Origin of the sequence: Tissierella sp. (genome assembly GCF_052089545.1) — a bacterium.
Classification (GTDB): Bacteria; Bacillota; Clostridia; order Tissierellales; family Tissierellaceae; genus Tissierella_A.
Genome location: NZ_JBQDAA010000206.1, coordinates 1 through 4,082 on the forward strand (window position 1 = coordinate 1; position 4,082 = coordinate 4,082).

Consider the following 4,082-nt stretch of genomic DNA (forward strand, 5'->3'; position numbering starts at 1 on the left):
ATTTATTATATCATGTCCGAGTTTTTATTGTATAATTAAGTGTAACCTATCCACTTGTTCTAAATGTAAAAATGCGTCAATTGCAAAAGTATAATGTTGGGATGATACTGAGAAAGCAATTATATCTTCATCTGTCTTAAAATTTTCAAAGATCCCGTCTTCTAAATGGAGCATGGCATATGCATATTGTAATAAGGCGTTTCCATCTTCAGTTAATGAAACACCTTTTTTAGACCTATTAAATATAGTAATATCTAGTTCTGATTCTAAATCTGCAATCATAGTACTTATACTGGGCTGAGATACGTACAATTTTTCCGATGCTGCACTGAAAGAACCCGCCTCGTGAACAGCCACCACATACCTGAGTTGTTGTAATGTCATTTCAATCCCCTTTCTATTTGAAAACCTATTCTTAACCTTACTATCTTTCAATATTATAAAATTACCTCACCTTAAATTACAAGATAAGTATAACATATATCCTAAACTTATCCATTATCCTAAGCTTATTCATAATATTAGAAATCATAATAGTTATCTAAAACTTTTTCGAATTTAATAAAACGTTTTCATATGTTATGATTAATTCAAGAACTTATTGATTAGATAGTAATAACCTATCCTATCTTCTTTTGAAATCAAATTATATTATCATCAATAAGTCTCTTAGAAATAAAAAATTCGAGAAATCGTTTCTCAAATTTATCTATCTTTAGTATTTTTTAGGATTACAAAAAGAGGAGGAGTTTTATGAGCGATAAAGTTAATAAAATTGATAACGCTATTAACTATAAGGAAGTTTTTTTCATCGGTCTTGCATTTTTTGCTACATATTTTGGTGCTGGAAATCTGATTTTCCCCCCATTTTTAGGACTAGAAACCGGTAATCTAGGGGTTAGTGGGGCTATTGGCTTGACCACATCAGGTATATTTTTACCTATTGTTGCACTAATAATGTTGGGTTTTGCAGGGTCAATACATTCTATAGCGGTACATGTCCATGAAAAATTTGCTACTATCATAGTAGCTTCCATTATGATATTTGCTACATTCGTTTCTATACCAAGAACTGGTGCAATAGGAATTGAGCTTGGTCTTCAAAGTATATTTTCTCAAGCGCCTTATGTAGCTGCAGTTGCAGTATATTTCATACTTGCATTATATTTTTCATATCAAAAAGAAAGTGTACTAGATAAAATTGGTAAATACTTAACACCTATAATGGTTATTTGCTTGCTATTAGTTGTAATAAGAGGAGTAATGAATCCAGTAGGAGTACCACAAGGGACAGGAATTAAAAATTCTTTCTTCAATTCTTTTTTAGGCGGTTATCAAACTGGAGATCTATTGGTATCTTTTATGATGGCCGACTTCTTTTTAAATACTTGCCGTAAAAAAGGCTATACATCTAGAAAACAACTTGGGAAAGTAAATGCTATGGCTTGTGTTGTTGCTTTCGTTTGCCTCTTAATAATATATGGTGGCCTATATTATCTTGGTGCAGGTGCTAGTGGCCAATATCTTGAAACAATAGGAAGAACTGATTTACTGATTGATTTAGTAAGAAGAGTTGGTGGAGGATTCTTGATGTCAATCTTGGGAGTAGCAGTTGTATTAGCTTGTCTTACAACAGCGACAGGACAAATTTCAGCAGTTTCTGATTTTTTCGAACGTGAAAGCAAAGGAAGGCTAAGTTATAAATCCTTGGTAATAGGAGTAAGTATACTTTCTTGCCTAATTGCTTTTATAGGTGTAGACAATATAGTTAAGTTTACTAACCCATTATTTACAGCACTTTATGCCCCATTACTTGGTCTTACAATTTTAGGATTCTTTGGTAAATGGATTCCAAATGATGGTTTTTATAAAGGTTCTATATTTTTAACTTCAATTTATAGTATAAGCGAAGCTATTAATGAATTCACTGGTAGTTCAATTGGATTCCTAGATTCTTTCGTTACACAAATGCCTTTAGCTGGACAAGGCTTTGGTTGGATTATTCCTTTCGTAGTTGGCTTAATAATCGGTGGAATTTTATATCCTAGAATAAGTGGAAATAAAGAATTAATAAATTAAACAACAAGTAGAAATAGAAATGGATGAGAGTCTTAGAGACTACTTATCCATTTCTATTTCTACCCAATCTGGCATTAAATATTTTATTAATCAAAAGAATAAGATAATTTCACGTTGTAAGAGGAACTTATTATAATTTAACCTGAATTATTCACAGAACTTTAATTTAACTTAAAATAATATAAACTGCCTTTTAGAAGTTTCAAAGATCAATAAGTGATGATTTTCATCTAAAAATGGACATAACTATCCTGTAATCACTATTTTTGATTTTAAAACTTTCAAGGTCCAACTCTAAATCATTCTAATTGAGGCATTTTTCTTATGTTTTCAAAGGTTTCAAAGAATTCTTTTTTATATGGACAAGAGCTACAAAGTTTAAATATCAGATACCTTCCTGAACGAATGACTTTTGAAGCTATCTTTATTAACTTTAAACGAATTGTATCTATCAGCATTTTATTCATGTTCTCAGGTAGAATTAGCCTTTTAAACCAGTTAAATAAGTTGTAGGCTAGGATGTGCATTTGTAAACGGTTTTCATTTACTATCATATCCCTGCTACTAGTTGAATTGAAATTAAAACCAAGTTTGCATTCTTTGATAAAGTTTTCCATTGTTCCTCTATTGGCATAAAACTTAATAGTTTCAAAAGGAGTCATAGACATATTAGTCACAATAAAAGTATATTGATAAGTGAATTGATTTGATGGCTTTTCTATCTTTATTACAACTCGTCTAGGATAATCCCAGCTAGCTGCCTGGTAGTAAAACTCATCATAAACTATCTTATAATCTAACTTGTTATCTACTGTTAATTCATCCAGTGATTCAGTAGCACTTTGAGATAATTTGTAAAGATTTTGATTTGCTTTTAATCGAATAACGTAAGACACCCTATTATTTTCACATTGTATAAATAAATCTGAAGTGGCAAATCCACTATCCCCTCTAAGATAAAGATCAGTCTCTGGATAATCATTAAAATATTCATCTAATACTGGTTTCATAAAAGCTACAACTCCAGTACTACTGTAAGCAGATCCATTTCGGAGTTCAGCTTTAAGCAAATCACCTGTTAGACCATCAAAACACATTAAGGGATGATATCCCCTGGATTGATAGTGGAAGTTGAAATTTTCACCTTCTTGTTTACCATAGGTTTTAAGTAGAGTAGAATCTAAATCAAGAAGTATCATTTCAGGATCATTTAAGCTATAGATATATTTTCTTAAAGTAATTAAAATTTCATTAAATTGCTCAAGAGTTTTATCATCCATACGGTTGAAAAACCTTGACAATGTCGGCTGTGAAGCTAAACCGTCTTTATCTAGAATAGCATTTATAACAGGTTCATCAGTTAATTCATCAGCATCATTATCATTGAAATATCTTGCTAAAACTTGGTAAATTACTTGTAATAGATTTTCATGGTCTTTATGATTACGAATTGATGAGTCAGTTGTTTTAAATATATTCTGAATAATTTTATGGAAACCAATCTTTTGGGCAAATTCTTTGATAAGAAGTAGACCAGAATCAGAAGATAAATCTCCACCATCAAAATTAATTTTAATTTTATTATTGCTTTTTAGTTGAAAATTAGTTACAATAGACATAAGGGTTCCTCCTTTGTTTTTGTGATGGTTGTCTTAACTACATTTTAACAAAGTTGGAGCCCTTTTTCTATACTTTTATCTTCACTTATTAAGTGAAAAATTTAAAGTGATAGACCATAGTAAATACAATCTATTGATGCTACATTATTAAATTGTTGTGAATAATTCAGGTTAATTAGTATTTTATCAATAGTTTTTATGTTGTTGTTAACAACAACATCTTTTTCAGCTAGTAATAAACAAGAACATTTTCAAAAAATAAATGAATTAATGAATAAGTCACCTTATTCAATTTTAGAGGTTAGTGATGAAAATAATTTTGATACAAAAAACATTAAAACATTATCAAGAAATCAAGTTGAGCAATTATCAAACGATCAATTG

General features: G+C 30.1%; 4 protein-coding genes. 2 read left to right on the forward strand and 2 right to left on the reverse strand.

The window, feature by feature from the left end:
- Window positions 1-24 precede the first annotated feature (24 nt).
- The gene (locus ACTHW2_RS11560) at window positions 25-384 is read right to left on the reverse strand and encodes a LysR family transcriptional regulator (protein WP_442264071.1); all 360 of its coding nucleotides are present in this window, start codon (window positions 382-384) and stop codon (window positions 25-27) included.
- A gap of 369 nt (window positions 385-753) precedes the next feature.
- Between ACTHW2_RS11560 and ACTHW2_RS11565 the strand changes: the two genes are divergently transcribed.
- Window positions 754-2,079, forward strand: a complete 1,326-nt coding sequence (locus tag ACTHW2_RS11565; protein WP_442264072.1) for a branched-chain amino acid transport system II carrier protein — start codon at window positions 754-756, stop codon at window positions 2,077-2,079.
- 299 nt (window positions 2,080-2,378) lie between these two features.
- Here the strand turns inward: ACTHW2_RS11565 and ACTHW2_RS11570 are convergent, their stop codons facing one another.
- Window positions 2,379-3,698: an IS1380 family transposase gene (locus ACTHW2_RS11570; protein WP_442264073.1), complete on the reverse strand. Its 1,320-nt coding sequence runs from the start codon at window positions 3,696-3,698 to the stop codon at window positions 2,379-2,381.
- Window positions 3,699-3,902: 204 nt separating this feature from the next.
- On the opposite strand from ACTHW2_RS11570, the gene ACTHW2_RS11575 reads away from it, so the two are divergent.
- Window positions 3,903-4,082, forward strand: a 180-nt coding sequence (locus tag ACTHW2_RS11575) for a hypothetical protein (RefSeq protein ID WP_442264074.1), incomplete at its 3' end; no start/stop codon positions are given.

Bases quoted from the DNA above. Each gene is read 5' to 3' on its own strand.
- ACTHW2_RS11560 (WP_442264071.1), bottom strand. From the start codon at position 384: ATGACATTACAACAACTCAGGTATGTGGTGGCTGTTCACGAGGCGGGT.
- ACTHW2_RS11565 (WP_442264072.1), top strand. From the start codon at position 754: ATGAGCGATAAAGTTAATAAAATTGATAACGCTATTAACTATAAGGAA.
- ACTHW2_RS11570 (WP_442264073.1), bottom strand. From the start codon at position 3,698: ATGTCTATTGTAACTAATTTTCAACTAAAAAGCAATAATAAAATTAAA.